This window comes from Kitasatospora sp. Xyl93 (assembly GCF_055383135.1).
The window spans coordinates 5,077,846-5,102,951 of the sequence record NZ_AP029185.1 but is presented as its reverse complement, the minus strand read 5'-3'; the positions used below and the strand labels follow the sequence as shown (position 1 = coordinate 5,102,951).

Annotated in this window: 22 protein-coding genes; 13 read left to right on the top strand and 9 right to left on the bottom strand. The window is 71.0% G+C overall.

What is annotated here, in order from left to right; translation table 11 throughout:
* The first annotated feature begins 9 nt into the window (after positions 1-9).
* The 5 genes from ACZ5GH_RS22815 (at position 10) to ACZ5GH_RS22795 (ending at position 3,783) form a co-directional block, all read left to right on the top strand.
* On the top strand, positions 10-1,002 hold the full coding sequence (locus tag ACZ5GH_RS22815) for an ABC transporter substrate-binding protein (protein WP_464335132.1): 993 nt from the start codon (positions 10-12) through the stop codon (positions 1,000-1,002).
* Between the two features lie 88 nt (positions 1,003-1,090).
* Positions 1,091-1,474: a nuclear transport factor 2 family protein gene (locus ACZ5GH_RS22810; protein WP_464335131.1), complete on the top strand. Its 384-nt coding sequence runs from the start codon at positions 1,091-1,093 to the stop codon at positions 1,472-1,474.
* 10 nt (positions 1,475-1,484) lie between these two features.
* Positions 1,485-1,961 carry a GNAT family N-acetyltransferase gene (locus ACZ5GH_RS22805; RefSeq protein WP_387750154.1) on the top strand — a complete coding sequence of 159 codons (477 nt, stop codon included), beginning with the start codon at positions 1,485-1,487 and terminating at the stop codon, positions 1,959-1,961.
* A 188-nt stretch (positions 1,962-2,149) separates the two neighbouring features.
* Positions 2,150-2,560, top strand: coding sequence for an ATP-binding protein (locus ACZ5GH_RS22800; protein WP_387750151.1), 411 nt, complete (start codon positions 2,150-2,152; stop codon positions 2,558-2,560).
* 179 nt (positions 2,561-2,739) lie between these two features.
* Complete coding sequence (locus ACZ5GH_RS22795; RefSeq protein WP_387750149.1) at positions 2,740-3,783, top strand: RNA polymerase sigma factor SigF; 1,044 nt, start codon at positions 2,740-2,742, stop codon at positions 3,781-3,783.
* Positions 3,784-4,005: 222 nt separating this feature from the next.
* On the opposite strand, the gene ACZ5GH_RS22790 is transcribed toward ACZ5GH_RS22795, so the two are convergent.
* On the bottom strand, positions 4,006-4,434 hold the full coding sequence (locus ACZ5GH_RS22790; protein WP_387750146.1) for a hypothetical protein: 429 nt from the start codon (positions 4,432-4,434) through the stop codon (positions 4,006-4,008).
* Positions 4,435-4,484: 50 nt separating this feature from the next.
* Between ACZ5GH_RS22790 and ACZ5GH_RS22785 the strand changes: the two genes are divergently transcribed.
* Together ACZ5GH_RS22785 and ACZ5GH_RS22780 are read left to right on the top strand one after the other, a co-directional pair.
* Complete coding sequence (locus ACZ5GH_RS22785; protein ID WP_387750143.1) at positions 4,485-5,456, top strand: diacylglycerol/lipid kinase family protein; 972 nt, start codon at positions 4,485-4,487, stop codon at positions 5,454-5,456.
* 369 nt (positions 5,457-5,825) lie between these two features.
* Positions 5,826-6,077, top strand: coding sequence for a WhiB family transcriptional regulator (locus ACZ5GH_RS22780; protein WP_014138019.1), 252 nt, complete (start codon positions 5,826-5,828; stop codon positions 6,075-6,077).
* A 437-nt stretch (positions 6,078-6,514) separates the two neighbouring features.
* On the opposite strand, the gene ACZ5GH_RS22775 is transcribed toward ACZ5GH_RS22780, so the two are convergent.
* From ACZ5GH_RS22775 to ACZ5GH_RS22745, 7 genes are all read right to left on the bottom strand, one after another.
* Positions 6,515-8,035 (bottom strand): sensor histidine kinase, encoded by a 1,521-nt coding sequence (locus ACZ5GH_RS22775; RefSeq protein ID WP_464335130.1) that lies wholly within the window; start codon positions 8,033-8,035, stop codon positions 6,515-6,517.
* Positions 8,036-8,564: 529 nt separating this feature from the next.
* On the bottom strand, positions 8,565-9,617 hold the full coding sequence (locus ACZ5GH_RS22770) for an SIS domain-containing protein (protein WP_387750137.1): 1,053 nt from the start codon (positions 9,615-9,617) through the stop codon (positions 8,565-8,567).
* Between the two features lie 277 nt (positions 9,618-9,894).
* A complete protein-coding gene (locus ACZ5GH_RS22765) occupies positions 9,895-11,190 on the bottom strand; it encodes an extracellular solute-binding protein (protein WP_387750595.1) in 1,296 nt (431 codons plus the stop codon).
* 437 nt (positions 11,191-11,627) lie between these two features.
* Complete coding sequence (locus ACZ5GH_RS22760) at positions 11,628-13,181, bottom strand: glycoside hydrolase family 3 protein (RefSeq protein WP_387750134.1); 1,554 nt, start codon at positions 13,179-13,181, stop codon at positions 11,628-11,630.
* A gap of 6 nt (positions 13,182-13,187) precedes the next feature.
* Positions 13,188-14,015 carry a carbohydrate ABC transporter permease gene (locus ACZ5GH_RS22755; RefSeq protein WP_387750130.1) on the bottom strand — a complete coding sequence of 276 codons (828 nt, stop codon included), beginning with the start codon at positions 14,013-14,015 and terminating at the stop codon, positions 13,188-13,190.
* Positions 14,012-15,040 carry a carbohydrate ABC transporter permease gene (locus ACZ5GH_RS22750; RefSeq protein WP_464335129.1) on the bottom strand — a complete coding sequence of 343 codons (1,029 nt, stop codon included), beginning with the start codon at positions 15,038-15,040 and terminating at the stop codon, positions 14,012-14,014. The genes ACZ5GH_RS22755 and ACZ5GH_RS22750 overlap by 4 nt, the downstream gene beginning before the upstream one ends.
* An 89-nt stretch (positions 15,041-15,129) precedes the next feature.
* Positions 15,130-16,419 carry an extracellular solute-binding protein gene (locus tag ACZ5GH_RS22745; RefSeq protein ID WP_387750124.1) on the bottom strand — a complete coding sequence of 430 codons (1,290 nt, stop codon included), beginning with the start codon at positions 16,417-16,419 and terminating at the stop codon, positions 15,130-15,132.
* 337 nt (positions 16,420-16,756) lie between these two features.
* On the opposite strand from ACZ5GH_RS22745, the gene ACZ5GH_RS22740 reads away from it, so the two are divergent.
* The 6 genes from ACZ5GH_RS22740 (at position 16,757) to ACZ5GH_RS22715 (ending at position 23,878) form a co-directional block, all read left to right on the top strand.
* On the top strand, positions 16,757-17,548 hold the full coding sequence (locus ACZ5GH_RS22740; protein WP_387750122.1) for a GntR family transcriptional regulator: 792 nt from the start codon (positions 16,757-16,759) through the stop codon (positions 17,546-17,548).
* A gap of 454 nt (positions 17,549-18,002) precedes the next feature.
* Positions 18,003-18,266, top strand: a complete 264-nt coding sequence (locus ACZ5GH_RS22735) for a DUF3311 domain-containing protein (protein ID WP_464335128.1) — start codon at positions 18,003-18,005, stop codon at positions 18,264-18,266.
* A complete protein-coding gene (gene mctP, locus ACZ5GH_RS22730; RefSeq protein ID WP_387750117.1) occupies positions 18,263-19,873 on the top strand; it encodes a monocarboxylate uptake permease MctP in 1,611 nt (536 codons plus the stop codon). The genes ACZ5GH_RS22735 and mctP overlap by 4 nt, the downstream gene beginning before the upstream one ends.
* A 154-nt stretch (positions 19,874-20,027) precedes the next feature.
* Positions 20,028-20,927: a histidine phosphatase family protein gene (locus tag ACZ5GH_RS22725; protein WP_464335127.1), complete on the top strand. Its 900-nt coding sequence runs from the start codon at positions 20,028-20,030 to the stop codon at positions 20,925-20,927.
* A 118-nt stretch (positions 20,928-21,045) separates the two neighbouring features.
* The gene (locus ACZ5GH_RS22720; RefSeq protein WP_387750111.1) at positions 21,046-21,540 is read left to right on the top strand and encodes a GNAT family N-acetyltransferase; all 495 of its coding nucleotides are present in this window, start codon (positions 21,046-21,048) and stop codon (positions 21,538-21,540) included.
* 208 nt (positions 21,541-21,748) lie between these two features.
* Complete coding sequence (locus ACZ5GH_RS22715; RefSeq protein ID WP_387750108.1) at positions 21,749-23,878, top strand: acyltransferase family protein; 2,130 nt, start codon at positions 21,749-21,751, stop codon at positions 23,876-23,878.
* 29 nt (positions 23,879-23,907) lie between these two features.
* On the opposite strand, the gene ACZ5GH_RS22710 is transcribed toward ACZ5GH_RS22715, so the two are convergent.
* A complete protein-coding gene (locus ACZ5GH_RS22710; protein WP_387750105.1) occupies positions 23,908-25,104 on the bottom strand; it encodes a glycoside hydrolase family 113 in 1,197 nt (398 codons plus the stop codon).
* Positions 25,105-25,106: the final 2 nt, after the last annotated feature.

The following is a 25,106-nucleotide window of genomic DNA, read 5'->3' as shown; positions in this document are numbered from 1 at the left end:
GGAACCACCGTGCGCACCAAGGCCGTTGCCGTCACCACCCTGCTCGCCCTCGGACTCGCCGGCTGCGGCGCCGAGATCGCCCCGAAGGAGGCCGCCACCGCCTCCGCCCACTACCCGGTGACGGTGCGGAACTGCGGAGACGAGCTCACCTTCGACCGCAAGCCCGCCCGGGCGGTGACCAACGACGTCGGCATCACCGAGCTGATGCTCTCGCTCGGCCTCGCCGACCGGATGGCCGGCTACGTGATGCCCGACGACAAGGGGAGGATCGACCAGGTCGCCTGGAAGGACGGCTACCAGCGGACGAAGTGGCTCTCCAAGCAGCAGATCACCAAGGAGATCGCGCTGGACGCCGAGGCCGACCTGGTCTTCGCCGGCTGGCACTACGGCTTCGACGAGGGCCGGGGCGTCACCCCGCGGGCCTTCCGGACGCTGGGCATCGACTCGTACGTCCTCAGCGAGTCCTGCCGCAGCGGCAAGGGCACCGAACGCGGCGTGATGGACCCGCTGGAGGCGCTCTACACCGACCTGGCCAACCTCGGCGAGATCTTCGACGTCAGGGACCGCGCCGACCGGCTGGTCGCCGACTTCAAGGCGCAGATCGCCGCCGTCCCCCGGCCCGAGCGCCGCCCGTCCGTCTTCCTGTACGACAGCGGGCAGGACAAGCCGTACACCGCCGGGAAGTTCGCCGCCGCGAACGAGATCATCGCCAAGGCGGGCGGGACCAACGTGATGGGCGACCTCACCGACAGCTGGGTCACGGCCGGCTGGGAGAGCGTGGTGCAGCGCGACCCGGAGGTGATCGTGATCAACGACTACGGCGACACCGGCGCCGAGGAGAAGCGGCGGTTCCTCACGTCCTTCCCGCCGCTGGCGAACGTGGCCGCGATCAGGAACGACCGGATCTTCGTGATGGACTACGTGGACCTGGTGGAGAGCCCGCGCAACCCGGCCGCGATCAGCTCGCTGGCCGGCTACCTGCGCACCGTACCGGCCCGCTGACCGGCCCGGATCCCGCTCCCCCGGGCACGGACCGCCGGGCGTACGCTCAAGGTACGAGCCGACGGAACCCGACCGGAGGAGCGAGACCATGACCACCACGGCGACCCCCGCCGCCTTCGACACCCGTGCACTGCGCGAGGGCATCGAGCGCTGCGACGCCGAGGTCCTCCTGGCGCTCTACGCCGAGGACGCCGAACTGCGCGTGGTCGATCGCAAGACCCAGCCCAGCCACCCCCTGGTGATGCACGGGCGGGAGGAGATCGGCGCCATGCTGGACGACGTCTACGGCCGCGAGATGAGCCACAAACTGGAACAGGTGGTGGTCCAGGGCGACCACGTCGCGTTCCTGGAGTCCTGCCGCTACCCGGACGGCGTCCGGGTGCTGGTGTCCTCGATGGCCGGTCTGCGGGACGGCCGGATCGTCGACCAGACCTCCGTCCAGGCCTGGGACGAGACCGGTCCCGAGCAGTAGGCTCACAGGCATGATCCGCACCGCCGTCGCCACCGACGTCCCCGTCGTCCACGCCATGATCCGCGAACTCGCGGACTACGAGCAGGCCCTGCACGAGGCGAAGGCCACCGAGGAGCAGCTGCACGAGGCCCTGTTCGGCGCGGAGCCGGCCGTGTTCGGGCTGATCGCCGAGGACGACGCCACCGGCGAACCGGTCGGCTTCGCGCTCTGGTTCCGCAACTTCTCGACCTGGCGCGGCACCCACGGGATCTACCTGGAGGACCTGTACGTCCGCCCCCAGGCGCGCGGCGGCGGCCACGGCAAGGCGCTGCTGCTGGAACTCGCCCGGATCGCCGTCGAGCGCGGCTACTCCCGGGTCGAGTGGTCGGTCCTGGACTGGAACCAGCCCTCGATCGACTTCTACAAGTCGATCGGCGCGGTGCCGATGGACGAGTGGACGGTGTACCGGCTCACCGACGAGGCCCTGGCCGCCGCCGGACGGCGCTGAACGGCCCTGCGCAGTCCGGAGAAAGGGTCTGCCACCCTGCGTCGCAATGCCTTACCATGAGTAACTCCCGAACCGGGGTGCGGAAGGCAGAACGATGGCGGATCCGCGACGCCGGACCCCCTCCAGGGGTAGCAAGCGGTAACAAGCGGGGTACCAAGAAAGTACAGCGCGTCACCCAGGAGGCAAGGGTGTCCCAGATCGACGGCGATCTCGGTGTTCAGGACTTCGTGGAGGTCCGGCTGCCCGCAGCGGGGGCCTACCTCTCCGTCCTGCGAACAGCGACGGCCGGGCTGGCCGCCCGGTTGGACTTCACGCTCGACGAGATCGAGGATCTGCGGATCGCGGTCGACGAGGCCTGCGCCATCCTGCTCCAGCAGGCGGTGCCGGGCTCCGTGCTGTCCTGCGAGTTCCGGCTGGTCGGCGACTCGTTGAAGGTCACCGTCTCCGCCCCGACCACCGACGGCAAGGCCCCCGAGCGGGACACCTTCGCCTGGACGGTGCTCTCCGCCCTGGCCGGCGAGGTCGACTCCTCGGTCGGTGAGGACAAGACCGTGTCGATCAGCCTGCACAAGAAGCGCGGCGGCTCCTCCGCCCACTAGCCGGGCCGGACCGCACCACCGAGCAGCACCGAGCAGCACCCGCGCAAGGGCCGTCCGCCGCTCCCCGCCCCGGGGCCCGACGGACGGTTCCCGGTACCGCCACCCACGCGGTACGACCAACGAGACGATTCCGGGGCCAGCCGGCCCCGGTGCTCCCGGAACGGAACGGGGGAATGGCCGTGAGTGATCTGGACCGTACCGGCCTCGCGACGGCGGGACCTGCCGTACCGACCCAGGCGAGCGTTCCCGGCCTCGCCGCCAACGACGAAGCGCACCCGAAGGACGCCCAGCGGATGAGCCACCCCACCGAGCCGACGTCCGAGCCGACGCCTGCCGCCGCGCCCCCGCCGGACCCGGTGGACCCGGCGGCCCCGGCGGCCGGGACGGAGGCGCCGGCCGAGACGGACGCGGCGGCCGAGACCGAGCTGCACGGCGCCGTGCCCGCCCAGGGCTCGCCGCGCACCGGCGCCCCGGACCGGGAGGCCGCCCGCGCGCTGTTCGTCCGCCTGTCCGCACTGCCCGAGGGCTCCCCGGAGCGGGTCGAGCTGCGCAACCAGCTGGTGCGGATGCACATCCCGCTGGTCGAGCACCTGGCCCGGCGCTTCCGCAACCGGGGCGAGCCGCTGGACGACCTGACCCAGGTCGCCACCATCGGCCTGATCAAGTCGGTGGACCGCTTCGACCACGAGCGCGGGGTCGAGTTCTCCACCTACGCGACGCCGACCATCGTCGGCGAGATCAAGCGGCACTTCCGTGACAAGGGCTGGGCGGTGCGCGTCCCGCGCCGGCTCCAGGAGCTGCGGCTGTCGCTCACCACGGCGACCAGCGAGCTCTCCCAGCGGCACGGCCGCTCCCCCACGGTGCACGAGCTGGCCGAGCACCTGGGGATCTCCGAGGAGGACGTCCTGGAGGGCCTGGAGTCCGCCAACGCGTACTCCACGCTGTCCCTGGACGTGCCGGACAGCGACGACGAGTCGCCGGCCGTCGCGGACACCCTGGGCGCGACCGACGAGGCGCTGGAGGGCGTCGAGTACCGCGAGTCGCTCAAGCCGCTGCTGGCCCAACTGCCGCCCCGGGAGCAGAAGATCCTGGTGCTGCGGTTCTTCCGGAACATGACCCAGTCGCAGATCGCCGCCGAGGTGGGGATCTCCCAGATGCACGTGTCCCGGCTGCTCGCCCGGACGCTGGCCCAGCTGCGGGAGAAGCTCCTGGTGGAGGAGTAGGGCGTGTCTGACAATTCGCGTTGGATCAGCGCGCGGCGTTGGGGTGCGTGCATCGCAAGGCGGAGGAGGGAGCCACTGCGGAGCATTGGCGACCGACGACAACGCGGCGAGGTGCGTGCCCCGGCGTCGCGAGCCCGACTGGAATTGTCAGACACGCCCTAGGACTGACGGCCGCTCAGCTCCGGCGGGGCGGCCGCACGACCGGCCGGCGGCCCTGCGCGCTCAGCTCTCCTGCTGGGCGTACAGGGCCGCCGTCGACTTCGGGTTCAGCAGGCAGCCGATGCCCACCAGGCCGAGCACGCCGACCAGGACGCCGACCGCGACCATCGCGCCGCCGCTCTGGAACATGTAGTAGGCGACCGGCAGGCAGATCGAGTTGGTCAGCACCGCCGGGCTGCGGCCCCAGCGGCGCTCCTTGAGCAGTGCGAGGGCGGCGAGCACCGGCAGCACGCCGAGCAGCACGATGACCGCGCCGCCGAACTCGTTCAGGGCCAGCTGCTTGGCCTGGCCGGACAGCGCGGACACCATGTCCCAGACGCCGACGACGGCCAGGGCCGCGCCCTCCAGGGCCGTGATGGCGGCGCCCAGGGTCAGGGAGGCCGGACGGCCGGAGCCGGCCGAGGGTGCGGGTGCGGAGGTTTCTGCGGTCACTCCAGCAGGGTAGCCGCCGGTCGGTCCGTACCGACCCGTAGGCTTTCCCCATGCGCGCTCTCCTGGTCGTGAACCACAAGGCCACCACCACCAGTGGCCGGACCAGGGACGTGCTGATCCACGCCCTGCGCAGCGATCTCAAGTTGGAGGTCGCCGAGACCCAGTACCGGGGCCACGCGCGCGACCTGGCCCGCGAGGCGGCGGAGGACGGCACGGTCGACCTGGTGGTGGCGCTGGGCGGGGACGGCACGGTCAACGAGGTGGTGAACGGGCTGCTGGCGCACGGCCCGGGCGAGAAGGTCCCGCGACTGGCCGTGGTGCCGGGCGGTTCGACCAACGTGTTCGCCCGCGCGCTGGGCCTGCCCAACGACCCGGTGGAGGCCACCGGCGCCCTGCTGGACGCCCTGGAGCACGGCCGGGAGCGGCCGATCGGGCTGGGCAAGGCGATGACCGAGGGGCTGCCGGACCGCTGGTTCACCTTCACCGCCGGCCTCGGCTTCGACGCCGGCGTGGTCGGCCGGGTCGAGGAGCAGCGCAGGGCCGGGCGCAAGTCCACCCACGCCCTGTACGTCGGCCAGGCGCTCCGGCACTACTTCACCCAGCGTGAGCAGCGCCGTTCCGGCCCGGTCTCCCTGGAGCTGCCGGGCCACGAGCGGGTTCCGGGCCTGGTCCTGTCGATAGTCAGCAACACCTCGCCCTGGACCTTCCTCGGCAACCGCCCGGTCTACCCCTCACCGCTCGCCTCCTTCGACACGGACCTGGACGTCTTCGGCATCACCCGGATGACGGCGTTCGGCACGGCTCGAACGGTCCGTCAGATCCTGCGGTCGTACACGCCTTCGAGCGACGGCACCCCTCCGGCCGGCCCCTCCGGGAAGCACGTCGTCTCCTATCACGACGTCAGACACTTCACCTTGGTTTCGGAGGAAGCGGCGCCGTTCCAGGTCGACGGGGACCATCTTGGAGACAGGAGTCGCGTCAGTTTCACAGGCGTACGGCGGGCACTGCGTGTGATTGTGTGACCGGAAGGGGGGTTCCTCCTTCTTCTCGAACGCACAAGCCCCCTTCACTCCATAGAAGTACTGGCTGTGAGCTAGGCGACACCGAAGAATCCAAAATTCCTCCCCGAAGGGGGTTGTATCCGAGCCCGAGGTTTGCGAACCTCTACATGGCGATCGGGACACATCGCAGCGACGGCGACTCCGGAACCACAGGAGCACCGACCGCGGGGCGTCCCTCGAATCGCCGAATCCCCCTCAGCACAGACCACCCGGGCCCGACGGGCCTTTGGTCTCTTTTGCTGTTGCGGGATTCGTGAAAGCGTTCACATTCACAAGCCATTCGATTATGCCGATCGGGCCACCCCCCGCGGCAGGAGGAGTTGGACGACCATGGACTGGCGCCACCGCGCTGTCTGCCGCGAAGAGGACCCGGAGCTGTTCTTCCCGATCGGGAACACCGGTCCTGCTCTGCTGCAGATCGAGGAAGCCAAGGCCGTGTGCCGCCGCTGTCCGGTGATGGAGCAGTGCCTCCAGTGGGCGCTCGAGACCGGTCAGGACGCCGGCGTCTGGGGCGGCATGAGCGAGGACGAGCGTCGCGCGATGAAGCGCCGCGCCGCCCGCAACCGCGCCCGCACCGCCTGATCGCGTCGCGATCACACGCCGTAGCACCCGCAGTAACCGCCGTACCGATCGACACATGATCAAAGGCTTCCCTGCTCCTCCTGGTGAAGCCTTCCGCACCAAGGACCTCGCCCAGCCGGGTCCCGCGACACCGACCCGCCCCAGGCACTTGATACTGTTCACTTAGAGCAATATTGTGGAGCTGTGGCGCTCACCGTGTGCAACGCACCGGCGGGGTGTCGCACCACCCAGAGCCCCCGTTCCGGCCGACTCCCCCCGACGGCCGGAACGGGTTGAGAGGCCCTGTCGACCCACCCCCCCCGGTCGACAGGGCCTCGTTTCTGTTTCCGCAGCCAGCGCGCGGAGCACGCACCCGGCGCTTCCAGCGGGCGCACGCCCCCACCGCGCCTTCGTGCGACGGGTTCCCCGACGGACCGGGGCCTCAGCGGACCGGAGCCTCAGCGGACCGGGATCTCCAGGACCACCTTCGTTCCGCCGTCGGGGCCCGCCACCATGTCGAAGGTGCCGCCCAGCTCACCGGTCGCCAGCGTCCGGACGATCTGCAGCCCGAGGTTGCCCGCCGTCTGGGGGTCGAACCCCTCCGGCATGCCGCGGCCGTCGTCCTGCACCGTGATCAGCAGGTACTCCTCCGGCCGGGCGCCGCCGTTCCAACTGTCCGACCAGCCCATCCCGGTCGCCGGGGCGCGCCCGCGCAGCGCGCTGACCTCCAGGTTCCCGGAGGCGGTCGGACCGAACGCGTGCTCCAGGGCGTTCTGGAGCAGTTCGGTCAGCACCATCGACAGCGGGGTGGCCACCTCGGCGGACAGGATGCCGAAGCTGCCGGTGCGGCGGGTCGCCACCCGGCCGTCCTGGGACAGCTCCATCACCATCGCCAGCACCCGGTCGGCGATCTCGTCGAAGGCCACCTGCTCGTCCAGCGCCTGGGAGAGCGTCTCGTGCACGATCGCGATCGAGCCGACCCGGCGCACCGCCTCGTCCAGCGCCGCCCGCCCGGACTCCGAGTCCATCCGGCGGGACTGCAGCCGCAGCAGGGCCGCGACGGTCTGCAGGTTGTTCTTCACCCGGTGGTGGATCTCCCGGATGGTGGCGTCCTTGGTCATCAGCTCGCGGTCGCGGCGGCGCAGCTCGGTGACGTCCCGGCAGAGCACCAGCGAACCTGTCAGGGTGCCCTTGGGCTTGAGCGGGATCGCCCGCAGGGTCACCACTCCCCCCTGCGCCTCCACCTCGGTCTGCCGGGGCGCCCAGCCGCTCGCCAGCTTCACCAGCGCCTCGTGGACGGCCGAGCGGGACGGCGGGGCGAGGTCGGCGGTGGCCCGGCCGAGGTGGCTGCCGACCAGGTCGGTGGTGAGGCCGAGACGGTGGTACGCGGAGAGCGCGTTGGGGCTGGCGTAGGTGACTATGCCGTCCGCGTCCAGCCGGATCAGGCCGTCGCCGACCCGGGGCGCGGCGTCCATGTCGGCCTGCTCGACGCCGGGGAAGGGGAAGGAGCCGGCCGCGATCATCTGGGCCAGGTCGGAGGCGCTCTGGAGGTAGGTGAGCTCCAGCCGGCTCGGGGTGCGCACGGTCAGCAGGTTGGTGTTGCGGGCGATCACGCCCAGCACCTTGCCCTCGCGCCGGACCGGGATCGACTCGACCCGGACCGGGACCTCCTCGCGCCACTCCGGGTCGCCCTCGCGCACGATCCGGCCCTCGTCGAAGGCGGCGTCCAGCAGCGGGCGGCGGCCGCGCGGGACGAGGTGGCCGACCATGTCGTCCTGGTACGAGGTGGGCCCGGTGTTGGGCCGCATCTGCGCCACCGAGACGTAGCGGATGCCGTCCCAGGTGGGGATCCACAGCACCAGGTCGGCGAAGGAGAGGTCGGAGAGCAGCTGCCACTCCGCGACCAGGTGGTGGAGCCATTCCACGTCGGCCCCGGTCAGGGTGGTGTGGCGGCGGACGAGTTCGTTCAGCGAGGGCACATGGCGAGGGTAGCGCCGCCGGTCCGGGCGGGGCGCGGCGGACCGGCGGGCGAACCGGCGGGCGGGCCCCGCGGGGGTCTGCCCTTGGGGCCGGTGGGGGCGCCGGCGGGAGGGCGCCGGCCCTGCCCGCCCCGCCGGAGTTGTTTAGACCAATTTGCCGAGAGGCCTGGACAACCGAGATTGGTCTAGTCCACAATGGAAGGGCACCAAGGAGAGGCCCCCGCGCAACTGCCCTGACCGCGCGCGGCCCCTCCTCGGTCGGACGCCGCCGAACGAGGACCCCGCACAGTTCTCGATCGGAGCCGGTGCCCGACGACAGCTCCGGGCTGCGGTGCCGCATGGGTTGAGGGTCCCGTGTCGGCGCCGTGGCCCGTAGTGTTTCCGGCCTCCTCCGGCCCGCCGGCGGCGCCCTCCCGCTCCGCCCCTCCCCGGCCTCCTCAAGGCCCCCGGAACCACGTCTCCGCCGCTCAGAGAACCGGCCCCCGGTCCACAGCCTGTGGACCGGGGGCCGGCTCGCGCGCGGGGCGGGTTACCGCGTCTCGGTGACCTTGGCCAGCGCGCGCGGGGCGTCCGGGTCCTGGCCGCGGGCGATGGTGACCTCGTGGGCCAGCAGCTGCAGCGGCAGGATCTCCAGGATCGGCTGCAGCTCCTCGGGCACGCCGGCCGGCAGCGCGAACCCCGCCGAGGCGGCCTCGACCTGCGCCTGCTGGCCGACCACCACCAGGTCCGCGCCGCGCCCGCGCAGGCGGTCCAGCACCGGCTGGAGGGCCTCGCCGCCCTTGCCGTCCGGGACGATCGCGATGACCGGCGAGACGTTGTCCACCATCGCCAGCGGGCCGTGCAGCAGGTCGGCGCCGGAGAACGGGGTGGCCGGGATGTAGGTGGTCTCCATCAGCTTGAGCGCCGCCTCGCGGGCGGTCGGGTAGCCGTAGCCGCGCGAGGTGATGACCAGGCGCTGGGCGAAGCGGTAGCGCTCGGCGAGCGCCTTCACCTCGGCCTTGCGGGCCAGCACCCCGGCGGCCAGCCCCGGCAGCTCCTCGGCGGCCGAGCCGTCTCCCCCGCGCAGCCCCTCGACCAGCAGGTAGAGCGCCAGCAGCTCGGCGGTGTAGGTCTTGGTGGCCGGCAGCGCCTTCTCCGCGCCGGCCAGCACGTCGATGTGGAACTCGGAGACCTCGGCGAGCGGCGAGGCGGCGTTGTTGGTCACCGCGAGGGTGATGGCACCGGCCTCGCGGGCGGCCTTGGTGGAGGCGACCAGGTCGGGCGAGCCGCCGGACTGGCTGACGGTGACGACCAGGACGTCGGTGAGGTCGGGCTTGGCGCCGTACGCGGTGGTGGTGGACATCGAGGTCAGGCCGGCCGGCTTGCCGAGCAGGATCTCGATCAGGTACTTGGCGTACAGCGCGGCGTTGTCGGACGTGCCGCGCGCGGTGAGCAGGACGAAGCGCGGGCCGCGGGCGGCGATCTGCGCGGCGACCTCGCGGATCTTCGGGGCACCCTCGTCGAGGATGCGCTGGAGGACGGCCGGCTGCTCGGCCATCTCCGCCGCCATGATCCGGCCGGGAACGGTCTGCGGGTCGGACATCTGGGTCTGCCTCCGATGGGACGGTTCGACCCCGCGCGGGCGGCTGCCCGGCGGGGACCTCCACGGCGGCGAGTCCGCACACTCGCTGCGGTTCTGCGTTCCGCAATCCTACGGGCGCGCCTGTCGCCGGGCACCTCCGTCCGCACGCCCTCGCGCCCCTCGGCGCGCCCTCACACCGCGCCCGTCGGCGCGCCCTCAGCGCATCCCCGGCCCCGCGCCCTCCGGTGCGCCCCTGCCGAGACGGGAGGGGCGCACCGGGACGGGCGGCGGCGGAAGGTCAGGACGCCTTGTTGATCAGCTGGTCGATCGCCGCGTCGGCCTCCTTGGTGGCCTGGTCCACCGACTTGCCCTTGAGGATCGAGACCAGCATGTCCGGGATGATCTTCTGCTTCTCGACCGCGCCCCAGCCCGGGGCCAGCGGGGTGAACCAGGCGTCCGGGACGGCGTTGGCCGCGGCGGCGGTGGTCGGCTTGTTCTTCAGCGGGTTCAGCTGGGTCAGGTTGTTCGGCAGGATGTCCTTGTCGGCCAGTGCCTGCTCGGACTTGGTGCTGGTGAACATCCGGATCCAGTCGGTGGCCAGCGCCACCTGCTGGGACTTGGCGGTGACGGCGAGGTCGGAGCCGCCGATGAAGGTCGGCAGCGGCTTGCCGTCCGGGCCGGGCATGGTGGCCAGCTTGACGGCGTCCTTGATGCTCGGGTCCCCGGTGACCGGCGCGGTGACGCTGGCCGCCTCGTAGCCGTTGCCGTAGAAGGACGCGGCGCGCCCGCGGGCCATCGCCTCGAACTGGTTCTGCTCGTTCACCGCCAGGTCGCCCTTGTTGTACTTGCGCACCAGGTCGACGAAGTGGCTGACGCCCTGCTGGGACTTGGGGTCGTGCAGGGTGCCGTGCCAGTTGCCGGAGCTGTCGAACTTGGCGATGCTGCCGCCGTACGCGGCCACGTAGCTCATCGCGGCGTACCAGTACGGGCCGGGCAGGTAGAGCGGGGAGAAGGCCTTGTCCGCCTTGTTCTTGTCCGCGATCCTGTCCAGCGCGGCCAGCAGGTCGGCCTCGGTCTTCGGGAAGTCGGCGCTGCCGGTGGCCTGCTGGAAGGTCGCGGAGTTGTAGATGGCCACTCGGGAGCCGGCGTAGTAGGGCACGCACCAGAGCTTGTCCTGATAGGTGCAGGTGTTGGCGAGCGCCTTGATCCAGCTGTCGGAGTTGTCGAAGGTGCTGCGGTCCACCGGGGCCAGCGCGCCGGAGAGCACGTACTTCATGGTCTCGGTGTTGCCCAGCTCGACCACGTCGGGGGCGTTGCCCTCGGCGATGGCCCTGTCGAGCCTGCCCACCTTGTCGGCCCAACCCTGGTAGACCAGCTTGAGGCTGACGTTGGGGTACTTCGCCGCGAACTCGTCGTTGACCCGCTGGACGAGGTCCGGCCAGTTCTTCTGGGCGTCGTCCATCAGCCAGACGGTGACGGAGCCGCCGGCCGCCTTCCCGTCCGCGGAGCCGCCCGCGCCGTCGCCCGCGGGCTTCGCGGACGAGGAACAGGCCGTCAGACCGACCGCCAGGGCCATGGTCCCGAGCGTCGACATGAGCTGACGCTTCTTCACGCCATCCTCCGAGGGGTGTAGAGCCGTGTTGCCCGCCGGCAGCGTGATTGGCGCCCGCGGCGGAGAGTCCGGACAGGGGGCGGCGAAGAGCTTCAGGGAGGGCCGATACCACATCCGGCGAGGTTGAATCTCGAACCGGATGCTTGGACTCTGGCCTAGACCATAGGTGGTGTCAACGATCAAAAGCCTTACTCGGGGCGGCCGTTGCAGAGCTGTTGTACCGCGTGGCGGCCAGTCGTCGCACTGTCACCCTCAGTAGATCTTAAGGTGGATTTAAGGCCTACTTGAGGGAACACGGTCATCCCGTGAATCCGCAGGTCAACACCGGGGAAACGGAACGGGCCCGCCATGCGGCATGCGCATGACGGGCCCGCGGGCCGACGTCCGCCGGACACGGCCGGTGACGTCTCGGCGAAGGGTCAGCCGACCGCTCCCGGCTGTCCGGTGAGGACCTCCACGGCCGCCAGTCCGCAGACCCGGGCGGCGCCGTGGGTGGCGATGTGGAGCGCGCCGACCGGCTCGGACTGGGGCAGGCCCATCTCGACCACGGCGGCGTCCGGCCGGGCCGCCACCAGGCGGCTCAGCGCGGCCGACATCCACGCGTGCCGGTGGGCGTCCCGGACCACCAGCACCAGGCGGCGGCCCTCGGCGCCGGCCACCAGCTCGCCGACCAGGGCGTCCAGCAGCTCCGGCGCGGCCTCGGGCGCCGACACCTCGCGGGTGCGGGTGCCGGGGAAGCGGTCGGCCAGCATGCCGGCCACGCCCCAGGGGGTGACGTCGCCGACGGCGATGTTCGGCTCGTCCGAGAACGAGGCCACGTACGGGCGCTCGCTCACCGGCGGCACCACCAGGCCCGGCGCCCGGACCACCTTGAGCGCCCGGCGCGCGGCCCGCAGGCCGACTGCCAGGTCCGGCTCGATCCGCTCGCCCTGGGCCGCGATCCGGCCCCAGCTGCCCAGCGACCGGACCCGCGCGGCGGCGTCCGCCAGCCGCTCCTCGGCGAGCCGGCCGGAGCGCACGCCCGCCACGATGGCGTCGCGCAGCATCAGCACGGTCTCCTCGTCGGCGAGCCCGCCGCCGACGCAGATCGCGTCCGCGCCGGCCGCCAGGGCCAGCACGGTGCCCTCGCCCATCCCGAAGGTGTCGGCGATGGCCCCCATCTCGATCGCGTCGCTGACGATCAGGCCCTGGTAGCCGAGCCCGCCGTCGGCCGGGGCGGCGCGCAGCAGGTCGCGCAGCACGGTCGGGCTCAGGGTCGCCGGCAGCTTCGGGTCCAGCGCCGGGATCATGATGTGGGCGGTCATCACGGCCTTGGTGCCGGCCGCGATCGCCGCCTGGAACGGGATCAGGTCGCGGGCCCGCAGCACGTCCAGGTCGACGTCGATGACCGGCAGGCCGTGGTGCGAGTCCACCGCGGTGTCGCCGTGGCCGGGGAAGTGCTTGGAGCAGGCGGCCACGCCGGCCGACTGCAGGCCCTCCACCCAGGCGGCGGTGTGCCGGGCGCACAGCTCGGGGTCGGCGCCGAAGGAGCGGACCCCGATGACCGGGTTGCGCGGGTTGGAGTTGACGTCCGCGGTGGGCGCCCAGTTGTAGTTGACGCCGGCCGCGGCCAGCGCCCGGCCCAGCTCGCGGGCGACGTCCCGGGTCAGCGCCGGGTCGTCGATCGCGCCGAGCGCGAGGTTGCCGGGCCAGGACGAGCCGGAGCCCGCCTCCAGCCGGGTGACGTCGCCGCTCTCCTCGTCGATCGCGATCAGCAGGTCGGGGTTCTCGGCGCGCAGCGCCCGGGTGAGCGCGGACAGCTGGTCGAGGTCGACCACGTTGCGGTCGAACAGCGCGACCGAGCCGAGGCCCGCGGCGAGGTGGCGGCGCAGCCACTCCGGCGGCTCGGTGCCGACGAAGCCGGGCTGGAGGACGGTCAGGGCGTCGCGGTGCAGCTGGTCGCTGTCCGGCACGGTGGGAACGAGGATGCTCACGTGGACTCAGCCCTTCACGGCGCCGTCGGTCAGACCGCCGACCGCCTTGCGCTGGAGGAAGACGAACAGGATCAGCACGGGGATGGCGAACATCGTGGACGCGGCCATGGTGGCGCCCCAGTCGTTGCCGAAGGCCGTCTTGAAGGACGACAGCCACAGCGGCAGGGTCTTGCCCTCGTCCTTGTTGAGGATCAGGACGAGCGGGAACTCGTTCCACGCCGTGATGAAGCCGAACAGCGAGGTCGACATCAGGCCCGGGGCCAGCAGTGGGAAGATCACCTTCACGAAGGCCTGGGAGCGGGTGCAGCCGTCCACCATGGCCGACTCCTCCAGCTCCTTCGGCACCGCGGCGATGAAGCTGCGCAGCGTCCAGATGGTGAAGGGCAGGACCATCATCATGTAGAAGAGGGTCAGCGGCACCAGGCTGTTCAGCATGTCGTTGTCGCGGGAGATGATGTAGACCGCGATGGTCATGACCTCCCAGGGCGCCATCTGGGCCATCATGATGACCAGCACGAAGGCCTTGCGGCCGCGGAACTTCATCCGGGCGACGGCGAAGGACGCCAGGGTCGCGATCACCAGCGACCCGAGCACCGCGCCGACGGTGACGGTGACGCTGTTGAGGACGTACGTCCAGAAGTTCGGCGCGTTGACCGCGGTGGAGAAGTGCTCGAAGGTCGCGTCGAGCGGGATGAACACCGGCGTCGGGCTGATGATGTCGCTGTTCTGCTTGAACGCGGTCGCGAACATCCAGTAGACGGGGAAGACGAAGAAGACGGCGAGGACGGCCGCGGTCACGTTCAGCCAGGTACGTCCGAAGAGAGAGCGCCTCACAGCTCGTCCTCCTGCTTGATCATGATGCGGAAGTAGTACGCCATCAGCACGCCCAGCATCAGGATGGTGAGCACCGCGATCGCGGAGCCGATGCCGTAGTGCTGGCCGGCCGAGCCCTCCAGGAAGGCGTGCACCGGGAGGGTCCGGGTCAGCTTCTCCGGACCGCCGGCGTTGACCGCGTAGACCTGGGTGAAGGCCTTGAACACCCAGATGACCTCGAGGAAGGTCGTGGCCAGGAAGAACGGCTTCAGGTTGGGGAAGATCACCGCGGTGAAGATCTTGACGGCGCCGGCGCCGTCCATCCGGGCCGCCTCGTAGAGCTCCTTCGGGATGGTGGTCAGACCGGCGTACATGTTGAACGCGACGAACGGGATCGACATCCAGACGATCAGCAGGATGATGATGAAGAACGTCGAGTACGGGTCGCTGAGCCAGTTGTAGTCGCGCATCGAGTGCCAACCCAGCTGGTCCAGGATCCAGTTGACGACACCCCACTGGGAGTCGAACAGCCAGGTGTAGACGGTGGTCGCGGCGACCACCGGCATGGCCCAGGCCAGCAGCAGCGCGATCTGGAGCACCAGCCGCATCTTCTTGCCGAGCTGGTTCAGCAGCAGGCCGATCAGGGTGCCGCCGATCATGATCAGCACCACGTTGATCGCGGTGAAGGCGACGGTCCGGCCGGTGACCGCCCAGAAGTGCGGGTCGGTCAGCTGCTCCTTGTAGTTGTCGAAGCCGGTCCACTCGGTCAGGTGCAGGACGAGCTGGCGCCTGTTGAGGTTCTGGAACGACAGCAGGACGGTCTTCAGCAGCGGCCAGCCGAGCAGGGCCAGGGTCGCCACGGTGGCCGGCAGCAGCAGCAGGTACGGCGCGAGGCGTGAGCCCAGGCTGGGGCCGCCCGCGGATCTCGCGCCCTTCGGCGCCGAAGCCTTCGAGCCGCCGCCCGGGGCGCTCGTCTCCCTACTGGCCACAGCAGCCTCCCCCGGCTCCGGGGACTGTGTCTGCACCCGCTCCGAATGCACAGCCATCGTTCTCACTTCCTCACAACCTGGCCACGACGGACAGGCGTCGCCCACCGGCCCCCCGCCGGGGGTCGGTGAGCGACGCCGCTCAGTGCTTACTGCTTCTGGTTGAGCTTCTTGGCGATCTCGTCGTCGTACTTCTTGGCCGTGGAGGCGAAGTCGCCGCCCTGGAGGGCAGCGGTCAGGAACTCCTTGATCGGGTTCGGGTTGTCCTCGACGCTCGCCCAGTTCGGGGTGTTCGGGGTGATCGCGCCGACCGCGGCGGCCGACTGGGCGGCCTTGGCGAAGTCGCCGGTGATCTGGCTGTTCAGCGAGGCCTTGTTCGGGATGTTGCCCGCCGCGGCGACGACGCCCTCGTTCTTGTCGTTGAGGGCGATCTTCAGGAAGTCCTTCGCCATGTCGGTGTTCTTGCTCTGCGAGGCGATCGCGAGGTTCGAGCCACCGAGGAACACGCCGGAGGGCTTGTCGGCGGTCTTGCCCGGGAGCGGGAAGAAGCCGATCTTGTCCTTCGGGATGGCCTTCTCGTCCGGGAGCTCCCAGCCGAGGCCGATCATGGTGCCGACGTTGCCCTGGCCGAAGACGTCCTTCTGCTGCGGGGTGGCCTCGTCCTTGTCCTTCGGACCGGTGGCCGAGTAGCCCTGGAGCTTCTTGTAGGTCTCGAAGGCCTTCTGGCTCTCGGGCGAGCCCAGGCCGCCGACCCACTTGTCGCCGTCCTTCTTGGCGATCTTGCCACCCTCGCTGGTGAGCAGACCGAAGTAGACGTACCACTCCTGGCCGGGCATGTAGATCGGGTCGACGACGCCCGGAGCGGTCTTCAGCTTCTCCAGGGCGGTGTAGAACTCGTCCAGGGTCTTCGGCGTGTCGGTCAGACCGGCCTTGGCCCACAGGTCCTTGTTGTAGGCGACCACGCGGTTGGTGACGTACCACGGGGCGGCGTACTGCTTGCCGTCCAGGATCGTGGACTCGTTCTGGTTGGCGGCCCAGGCCTCGCCGCCCAGCGCGGCCTTGTCCTTGGTGATGTCGAGCAGACCGCCCGAGGCGGCGTAGCCGGCGGTCTGGGTGTTGCCGACCTCCAGGACGTCGACCGAGCCCTCCGACAGCGCGGCGGTGACCTTGGCGCCGATGCCGCCCCACTCCTGGGTCGCGAACTCGACCTTCGAACCCGGGTAGGTGGTCTCGAACTCGGTCTTGACCCCGTCGGTCCAGCCCTTCGGGGCCGAGCCGCTCATGGTCCAGACCTTCAGCGTCTTGCCCTTGTACTTGTCGGCCGCGGAGGCGGAGGACGACTTCGAGTCACCCTCGCTCTTCTTGCCGTCCGAGCTGCAAGCCGCCAGGCCGACGACCATTGCTGCGACGCCGACCGCCGCGATGAGCTGACGCTTCACGCCATCCTCCTGAGGGATGCCTGGGTTGCCCCCGTCGGGCGGCAGCGGCAGACCCACACAAAGCGGGGGGAAAGGTGCCGCGGACCCCTTCGAACGGGTGGGGGGATTCATAGTTACCGGTCTAGTGGTGTAGACCAGCTGCCTGGAGCTTGGCCTAGACCAATGGGCCTGTCAACGGCTGTCCGACCGATCTCGACCACCCGTTATCAAGCCGACACCGCACATCGTTCATCGCGTGATGAGGTATTCGTTCCGTAGCCATACATGCAACGATGTGATCCGTTAACGATGTGGCGGGGTCGCTGAAGGCCCCGCGAGAAGCGGGAGAACAGGTCCGATGAGCAGCGACGGGGGATCCACCGCCCAGGTCGACGACCCCGAGGTGAACAACCTCCCGACGCAGGCCGGCACCGACCCGACCGCGCGCGTCCCCAAGTACTACGGCCTGAAGCGGCACCTGCTGCAGCTCACCGAGACCCAGCCGGCCGGCACCCCGGTACCGCCCGAGCGCGCCCTGGCCGCCCAGTTCGACACCTCGCGCACCACCGTGCGCCAGGCCCTCCAGGAGCTGGTCGTCGAGGGCCGGCTGGAGCGCATCCAGGGCAAGGGCACCTTCGTCGCCAAGCCCAAGGTCGCCCAGGCCCTCCAACTGACCTCCTACACCGAGGACATGCGGGCCCAGGGGCTGGAGCCCGCCTCCCGGCTGATCGAGATCGGCTACATCACCGCCGACGACCGGCTCGCCCCGCTGCTCGACATCAAGCCCGGCGGCCGGGTGCTGCGGATCGAGCGCCTGCGGCTGGCCAACGGCGACCCGATGGCGATCGAGGTCGCCCACCTGTCCGCCAAGCGCTTCCCGGCCCTGCGCCGCAACCTGGCCAAGCACAACTCGCTGTACGCGGCGCTGCGCGAGGTGTACGGGGTCACCGTGGCCGAGGCCGAGGAGACCATCGAGACCACCCTCGCCAACCCGCGCGAGGCCGGGCTGCTCGGCTCCGACCTCGGCCTGCCGATGCTCCAGCTCTCCCGGCACTCCTTCGACGCCGAGGGGGACCCGGTCGAGTGGGTCCGCTCGATCTACCGGGGCGACCGCTACAAGTTCATCACCCGGCTGAAGCGTCCGGAGTAGCCGCACTCCCCCACCGCACTTCGGGCACCGGCGCGCGCGACCTGCGCGCCGGTGCCCTTTCGCGTTCCACTCTCTGCGTTCCGCTTTCGGTGTTCTGCTCTCGGCGTTCTGCTCTCGGCGTTCTGCTCCGCGCACTGCTCCGCGCACTGCTCCGCGTTCTGTTCGCGTTCCCACGACACCACGGCGGCGGCCTGCGGCGGCCACCCGTTTCCGGTCCCGCGGCGGTGGACACCGGCCGGTTCCGTCCGACTGGTGGGAACTTCCGTCAATCCCGGTGACATGGATCACCCCATGCTCTAGATTGCGCAGCCGTAATGATCTGACTGCCGATCACCGATGGTGCTGCTCGGCGGGTCCGTACGGCGCTCGGCGCCGGCCGGGCTGCGGCGCCGACGGGGAACCCTCCGGAGCGGAGCCGAAGATGCCCTCTGATCGACCCTTCGTCGAAGATGTCATGCCCGAGCCAGCCGGGGATCCCGTCCCGGCCGTGACGCCCGAGCGGGTGCTGGCCGCGCTCGCCCTGCTCGTGCCGATCGTCGCGATGCTCTGGGTGTCCTCGTACGACAAGGGCGACCCGGCGGTCGCCGGGATGCCGTTCTTCTACTGGTACCAGCTGCTCTGGGTGCCGGTGTCGGCCGTGTTCACGGTCGCCGCCTACCTGCTGATCACCCGGGACGAGAAGGCCCGCGCGGCGGCCCGGAAGGGCGGTGCCCGATGAAGGACGTCAACGTGCCGGCCCTCGTGGTCTTCGTGCTGTTCTTCGCCCTGGTCACGGTGATGGGCTTCCTCGCCTCGCGCTGGCGCCGCGCGGGCGACGCTGCGCACCTGGACGAGTGGGGCCTGGGCGGCCGCAGCTTCGGAACCTGGGTGACCTGGTTCCTGCTCGGCGGCGACCTCTACACCGCGTACACGTTCGTCGCCGTCCCGGCGGCCGTGTACGCGACCGGCGCGGCGGGCTTCTTCGCGGTGCCGTACACGATCATCGCCTACCCGCTGGTCTTCCTCTTCCTGCCCCGGCTCTGGTCGGTCTCCCGGGTGCACGGCTACGTGACCCCGGCCGACTTCGTGCGCGGCCGGTACGGCTCGCGGCCGCTGTCGCTGGTGGTCGCGCTCACCGGCATCCTGGCCACCATGCCGTACATCGCCCTGCAACTCGTCGGTATCCAGGCCGTCCTGGACGTGCTGGGGGTCGGCGGCGGGGAGAACGCCAACTGGTTCGTCAAGGACCTGCCGCTGTTCATCGCCTTCGGTGTGCTGGCCGCCTACACCTACTCCTCCGGCCTGCGCGCCCCGGCGCTGATCGCCTTCGTCAAGGACGCCCTGGTCTACATCGTGATCATCGTCGCGGTGATCTACATCCCGATCCGGCTCGGCGGCTACGGGCACATCTTCGACACGGCCGCGCAGCACTTCAAGGAGACCAAGGCCGGCTCGCTGACCATCCCCGAGAACAAGCAGTGGACGTACGCCACGCTCGCGCTCGGCTCGGCGATGGCGCTGTTCATGTACCCGCACTCGGTGACCGGCGTGCTGGCCTCCAAGTCCCGCAAGACCGTGCGCCGCAACATGGCGATCATGCCCGCCTACTCGCTGATGCTGGGCCTGCTGGCGCTGCTCGGCTTCATGGCGCTGGCGGCGGGCGTCGGCAAGGGCGTCAAGGGCTACAACGCCCAGCTGTCGGTGCCCCAGCTGTTCGCCGACATGTTCCCGGACTGGTTCACCGGCGTGGCCTTCGCCGCGATCGGCATCGGCGCGCTGGTGCCGGCCGCCATCATGTCCATCGCGGCGGCCAACCTGTTCACCCGCAACGTCTACAAGGACTGGCTCAAGCCCGCCGCCACCCCCGCCGACGAGACCAGGGTCGCCAAGCTGGTCTCGCTGCTGGTGAAGGTCGGCGCGCTGGTCTTCGTGCTGGGCATGGACAAGCAGGCCGCCATCAACCTCCAGCTGCTGGGCGGCCTGTGGATCCTGCAGACCTTCGTGGCGATCGTCGGCGGCCTGTTCACCCGCTGGTTCCACCACTGGGCGCTGTTCGCCGGCTGGGCGGCCGGCATGGTCTACGGCACCTGGGAGGCGTACGGGATCTCCAGCAAGGCCACCAAGCACTTCGGCGGCAACGCGGCCGAGATCCCCGGCATCGGCGAGATCGGCTACATCGGGGTGACCGCCTTCGCGCTCAACCTGATCGTCGCGGTGGCGCTCACCCTGGTGCTGCGGGCGGTCAAGGCGCCGGTGCTCCCGGACGAGACCAAGCCGTCCGACTACAGCGCCGAAGCCGGCGACGACGAGCTGAAGAACGCGCCGGAGCCCGTAGCGGCGCACTGATTCGCGCCGTACGCGCCCTGTGATCGCGCCGCCTTCTCCGTGAACACTGGAGAAGGCGGCGCGATCATATGTATGAACAGGCGTGCACGCCGGGCACCACCAGACCGGACCGGCATCCGGCCGGAACCTGATCGACCACGGGGAGCTCGCGGCCATGGCAGAACTCGGCACCACCCTCAACGGCCAGCACCAGTCCACCCAGAGCCAGCACCACCACGGCACCGCGCAGGGCCAGCCCGGCACCACCCAGGCCCAGCACCCCGGCGGCCCGGGGCAGCACGGCGCCGGCCACGCCCAGCACCCCGGCGGCCACGGCCAGCACGGCACCGCCCACCGCCCGGCGGCGGCCGGCCGGCTGCCGTCCGTGCTGATCGCCACCCGGCACGGGGAGTCCACCGCCAACGTCGAGTTCCAGCTGGCCGAGGCCGCCGGAGCGCTCAGTGTCCCGATCAGCTGCCGTGACGCCGACATCCCGCTGTCCCTGCACGGCCGCCGGCAGGCCCAGGCCCTCGGCCACTGGTGGGCCGGCCTGCCCAGCGCCGACCGCCCGCGCAGCGTCTGGTGCTCGCCGTACGTGCGCACCGCCGAGACCGCCCGCATCGCGCTCGCCCAGGCCGCCGGACTGGGCGCCGTCCCGGTCACCCTGCCCGTCCGGTACGACGAGCGGCTGCGCGACCGCGAGCTCGGCGTCCTGGAGATGCTGCCGAAGGCCGCGATCGAGGCCAAGCACCCCGAGGAGGCGGCCCGGCGGCGCAAGATGGGCGAGCTGTACTACCGCCCGCCCGGCGGCGAGTCCTGGACCGACGTCGCCCTGCGGGTGCGCAGCCTGCTGCGCGACCTCTGCGAGGAGGAGGCCGGTCGGCCCGTCCTGCTGGTCGCCCACGACTGCACGGTGCTGATGCTCCGCTACGCGCTGGACCGGCTCACCGAGGAACAGCTCACCGCGCTCGGGCCGGTGCACAACTGCTCCACCAGCCTCTGGCGGGCCCAGGACGGGCGGCTGCGGCCGGACGGCTGGAACGGGGTCGGGCACCTGGCGGTCGAGGCGGGCTGACCGCTCCCCGGCCCCCGTCCGGCAGGGGGCTCCGGCAGTCGGGGCCGGGTCCGGGCTGCCCGCCGGTCCGTTCGACCCCGGAGCACCGCCCGGCAGGGGGCTCCGGCACACTGGCCCGATGGACTTCCTCATCCGCCAGGCCCTCCCGGAGGACCTCCACGACGCGGGCCGGATCACCGTCGAGGCCTTCGTCGGCGACGGCTACACCAAGCCCACGAGCGGCTACGTCGAGCAGCTGCGCGACGCCGCCCGGCGGGCCCGCGAGGCCGAACTCCTGGTCGCCGTCGACGCGGCCGGAGCCGGCGTCCTCGGCTGCGTGACCTTCGCGGTCGGCGGCACCGAGTGGGCGGACATCGCCTCCCCCCGGGAGGGCGAGATCCGGATGCTCGCCACCGCCGCCGCCTCCCGCGGCCGCGGCGTCGGCGAGGCCCTGGTCCGCGCCACCGTCGCCCGCAGCCGCGAACTCGGCCTGGCCGGCATGGCCTTCTCCACCCGCCCGGAGATGACCACCGCCCACCGGGTCTACGAACGCATCGGCTTCCTGCGCACGCCCGAACGCGACTGGGCGCCGTACCCGGGGATGGACCTGATGGTCTACACCATGGCGTTCTGACGAACGGGCCTGAGCACCCGTAGGACGTCGCCGGCCGTCCCACCGGCCGGTGACCGACAGACGATCAACAGACGTCTTTTGATATAAACCACAGATCAAGTCATGCCCTCTGAGCATGTCGCGACAGTCGATCGACCCCGGGGGAACAGACCACATGGACGACGGGCCCGGCCTCGGCGCGCCCTCGAGCGGACCCACGCTCCAGGACATGCGCAGGAGCAGGGGCTACGAAGCCCCCGCCACCAGCCGCTACGCGATCCCCGCACCGACCCCGGTACCCCGCGGTCCGCTGCCGCCCTCCGTCCGCTTCAAGGCGGTCGACGGTCTGCGCGGCCTCGCCATCGCGTCGGTGCTGCTGTACCACACCAACTGGTTCCAGAACGGTCTGTTCGGCGTGGACGTCTTCTTCGTCCTCTCCGGCTTCCTGGTCACCCTGGTGCTGGTCCGCGAGCTGGACCGCACCGACGGCATCCGGCTCGGCGTCTTCTACCGCCGCCGGGCCAAGCGGCTGTTGCCCGGCCTGTTCGCCACCATCATCCTGGTGGTGGGGCTGTCCGCCCTGGTCAGTCCGCTACGGGACGTCAGGGACCTCCGTCCGCAGGCGCTGGCCGCGCTCGCCCAGATCGCCAACTGGGCCCAGCTGTCGCGCGGTGACGCCTACTGGCAGCACTTCTCCTCGATCGACCCGCTCGCGGCCATGTGGTCGCTCAGCATCACCGAGCAGTTCTACGCGCTCTGGCCGCTGCTGCTGCTCATGGTCTACGGGATCTGCCGACGTTCCGTCCGCGCGGCCGGCTTCGTCACCGCCGGACTGTTCGTCGTCGCCGCGCTGATCGCCCCGCTGATGTGGAACGGCGACAACAGCGACCGCCTCTACCTCGGCACCGAGACCCGTGCGGTCGGCTTCGCGGCCGGCGCCACCGCCGCCTTCGGGGTCTACCTGTGGCTGCGCCGCAAGGTCCGCGCCGGGTCCTCCGGCGGATCGCGCTCCCGCTCGCGCGGGCCGGCCGGACCCGTCCTGCCCACCCTGGTGGGCACCGCGGCCCTCGGCGGCCTGGTCTGGGCCAGCCTCTCCGTCGGCAACTACCACGAGCCGTGGCTCTACCAGGGCGGGCTGGCCGTGGTCGCGGCCCTCGCCGCCGTCCTCACCGTCTCGCTCTGCCAGGAGCGGGGCCCGCTGGTGTGGCTGATGTCGCTGCCCCCGCTGCGGCTCACCGGCACCATCTCCTACAGCCTCTACCTGCTCCACCTGCCGGTGTACTGGCTGCTCCAGCACTACGTCGACGACATCTCGCCGAAGCGGCTGCTGCTCATCGGCGCGCCGGTCTCCTGGGTCCTGGCCTGGCTGCTGCACACCGGCACGGAGAAGCTCCGGGTGCTGCGCTGGCGGGCCTTCCCGGCCGTCCCGCTGGTGGCCGTCACCGCCGCGGTGGCCACCACCGGCGCCTGGTACCTGCCCGCCTGGGTGACGCACGACATGAAGTCCGGGCCGGGCCGGCCGATGGTCCTGCTCCTCGGTGACTCCTTCTCCCAGGACCTCTCCACCGGCCTGTACCGGCACGGCGACCGCTACCGCGTCGTCGACGGCGGCATCAGCGGCTGCGGGGTGTTCGGCTCGGAGAAGGTCCGCACCACCTCCCAGGAGGAGTTCGAGACCAGCCGGGAGTGCCGCGACCGGGCCGCCGCCTGGGACCGGCAGCTGGGCACCGGGCCGCAGGCCGTCGTGGTCCACCTCGGCTGGGACGCCGCCGAGCAGTACCTCGACGGCAGCTGGCTCAACCCGTGCGACGAGGACTACCGGACCCGGTACGGCACCCAGCTCTCCCAGGCCGTGGAGCAGATCCGCCGCCGCGCGCAGGGCGCCCAGGTGCTGCTGATGAACGAGCGGGTCGAGAACGGCGCCATCAACAAGACCTGGGGCACCTGTTACAACCAGCAGGTCGGCGACTTCGTGAAGGCCTCCGGAGGAACCGTCCGGCTGCTCGACCTCAACACCTTCTACTGCCCGTACGAGACCTGCGCCTGGAAGGACAAGGCGGGCCACCTGGTCTCCCCGGCCAACGACGGGGTGCACCTCACCTCGGCCGGCATGCGGTTCGTCACCCCCTGGCTGGAGAAGGAGATCGCGGGCGCCCTGGCCGGCGCGACGCCGGGTCAGCCCGCCGTGACGCCGACGCCGTCTCCCACGCCCACTCCGACCCCGACGGCCACGCCGACACCGACGCCGACTCCGACGCCCACCCCGACGTCGACCGGCAAGCCGAGCAGCCACCCCCCGGCGAAGCCCACCCGGACCCCGACCGCCAAGGCGACCGGGCCCCAGGGCGACGGGCGCTAGCGGCGCTGCCCCCCGTGGGGCGGCGCGGCTCAGGAGGGCGGCAGCTCGTAGGTCTGCGCGAAGCAGCTGCGGATCGCCTGCTCGGAGGCGGGGCGCCCGGCGAAGTCCATCCGCGGGGTGTCCTGGTTGGTCGGCAGGGTCGGGTCGATGCCGAAGTAGAGCGACCAGAAGTACACCCCGCCCAGCTTGCGCTCCTGCGCCACCTGGCAGACCGCGGTGAACCAGGCTGCCTGGACGGCCTCGTTCAGCTCGCGCTTGGTGTAGAAGTCGCCGGGCGTCTTGTAGGCGCCCTTCTGCGCCGGGATGCCCACCTCGGTGAGCTTGGTGGCCGGCTGCGGACCCGCGCCGCGCTTGTCGAGCCAGCCCTGCCAGCTGGCCACCAGGTCGGCCACCGGGGCGTCGTCGCCCGCCGCCTTGGCGGGGAAGTAGGCGTCCACACCGGTGCCGTCGGTCGGCAGCGGGAGCGGCCCCTTGGACCAGTTGTCCCAGTTGGCGTCGTACACCAGCTGGCCCCGGAAGGTCTTCCGGGCCTGCTCGATCAGGCCGGGCCAGTGCGGGTCGTTCTCCAGCGAGTTGAACTCGGTGCCGATGGTGAACTCGGTCGCGGAGTGCTCCTGGGCGGTCTTCAGGTACGGCGCCAGGAAGGTGGCGTAGCTGCCGAACCAGGCCTCCTTGTCGGCGGGCGCGATGTTGCCGCGCCACACACCGGTGGCGGAGTAGTTGAACACCTCCTCGTCCAGGATCGGCCGTACGGTGGTGCGCAGACCGGCCCGGTGGGCGGCGTCCAGCAGCAGCGCCAGCCGCTCCGGGGAAGGGGTGGTCGGCCGGGCGGCGACGGCGTTCGACTTCGGCCCGGTCGTGTAGTACGGGAACGTCACTGAGAGGGAGTTGGCGTTCAGCCCGACCACGTACTTCACGATGCGGTCGACCTTGCCCTGGACGAAGCTGTCCGGGTCCGCCGGGTCGTCCAGCCAGTACACCTGGACGCCCCACTCCGGGCTGCCCTTGGTCCACGGGCGGGCCACCTTGGGGCCGGTGTCCTCCACCGGCGGCGCGTCCTTGCCGAAGCCCCAGACCCGGCCCTGCTCGGTCGGTGCGCCGGCCCAGCGCACCGTGGTGGGACGCTGGTGGTCGAACTTGATCGGGTGGTCTCCCCAGACCAGCGGGATGCCGACGGTGAGGGCGACCACCACGGTCGGGAGGATGAAGATGACGGGGCGCTTCACTG

Excerpts from the sequence above, each read along its gene's own strand:
- ACZ5GH_RS22725 (WP_464335127.1), top strand. The coding sequence starts at position 20,028 with ATGGCAGAACTCGGCACCACCCTCAACGGCCAGCACCAGTCCACCCAG.
- ACZ5GH_RS22740 (WP_387750122.1), top strand. The coding sequence starts at position 16,757 with ATGAGCAGCGACGGGGGATCCACCGCCCAGGTCGACGACCCCGAGGTG.
- ACZ5GH_RS22720 (WP_387750111.1), top strand. The coding sequence starts at position 21,046 with ATGGACTTCCTCATCCGCCAGGCCCTCCCGGAGGACCTCCACGACGCG.
- ACZ5GH_RS22810 (WP_464335131.1), top strand. The coding sequence starts at position 1,091 with ATGACCACCACGGCGACCCCCGCCGCCTTCGACACCCGTGCACTGCGC.
- ACZ5GH_RS22735 (WP_464335128.1), top strand. The coding sequence starts at position 18,003 with ATGCCCGAGCCAGCCGGGGATCCCGTCCCGGCCGTGACGCCCGAGCGG.
- ACZ5GH_RS22805 (WP_387750154.1), top strand. The coding sequence starts at position 1,485 with ATGATCCGCACCGCCGTCGCCACCGACGTCCCCGTCGTCCACGCCATG.
- ACZ5GH_RS22780 (WP_014138019.1), top strand. The coding sequence starts at position 5,826 with ATGGACTGGCGCCACCGCGCTGTCTGCCGCGAAGAGGACCCGGAGCTG.
- ACZ5GH_RS22770 (WP_387750137.1), bottom strand. The coding sequence starts at position 9,617 with ATGTCCGACCCGCAGACCGTTCCCGGCCGGATCATGGCGGCGGAGATG.
- mctP (WP_387750117.1), top strand. The coding sequence starts at position 18,263 with ATGAAGGACGTCAACGTGCCGGCCCTCGTGGTCTTCGTGCTGTTCTTC.
- ACZ5GH_RS22715 (WP_387750108.1), top strand. The coding sequence starts at position 21,749 with ATGCGCAGGAGCAGGGGCTACGAAGCCCCCGCCACCAGCCGCTACGCG.
- ACZ5GH_RS22785 (WP_387750143.1), top strand. The coding sequence starts at position 4,485 with ATGCGCGCTCTCCTGGTCGTGAACCACAAGGCCACCACCACCAGTGGC.
- ACZ5GH_RS22765 (WP_387750595.1), bottom strand. The coding sequence starts at position 11,190 with ATGTCGACGCTCGGGACCATGGCCCTGGCGGTCGGTCTGACGGCCTGT.
- ACZ5GH_RS22750 (WP_464335129.1), bottom strand. The coding sequence starts at position 15,040 with ATGGCTGTGCATTCGGAGCGGGTGCAGACACAGTCCCCGGAGCCGGGG.